The organism is Flagellimonas alvinocaridis, assembly GCF_004916895.1.
Classification (GTDB): domain Bacteria; phylum Bacteroidota; class Bacteroidia; order Flavobacteriales; family Flavobacteriaceae; genus Flagellimonas; species Flagellimonas alvinocaridis.
Genome location: NZ_SNTZ01000064.1, coordinates 1 through 547, shown reverse-complemented (window position 1 = coordinate 547; position 547 = coordinate 1). Strand labels below are relative to the sequence as shown.

Sequence of the window (547 nt, the reverse complement as noted above, 5' to 3'; positions counted from 1 at the left end):
ATAGAACGAACTGGGGTATTGGTCATGGCCTAAAAGAGATTTTAGAAGCTCATAAAGGTCCATTTACAGGCCARGGTCATAAAGGCCTATATGAGATCCTAACAACGTCATGGCATGCTCAATTATCTCTTAACTTAGCTATGTTAGGCTCTTTAACCATTGTTGTAKCTCACCATATKTATTCCATGCCGCCTTATCCATATCTAGCTACTGACTATGGTACACAAYTGTCWTTGTTTACWCATCATATGTGGATTGGTGGATTTYTAATAGTTGGTGCTGCTGCGCATGCAGCYATTTTTATGGTAAGAGACTATGATCCAACTACTCGATACAACGATCTATTAGATCGTGTCCTTAGACATCGTGATGCAATCATATCACATCTCAACTGGGCATGTATTTTTCTAGGATTTCAYAGTTTTGGTTTGTATATTCATAATGATACCATGAGCGCTTTAGGGCGTCCCCAAGATATGTTTTCAGATACCGCTATCCAATTACAACCCGTCTTTGCTCAATGGATCCAAAATACCCATGCTTTGGC

1 protein-coding gene is annotated in these 547 nt (G+C 39.8%); it reads left to right on the top strand.

The window, feature by feature from the left end; translation table 11 throughout:
- Positions 1-547: photosystem I psaA/psaB family protein (locus EZV76_RS17895; RefSeq protein ID WP_201741887.1), on the top strand; the 547-nt coding region annotated here is incomplete at both ends.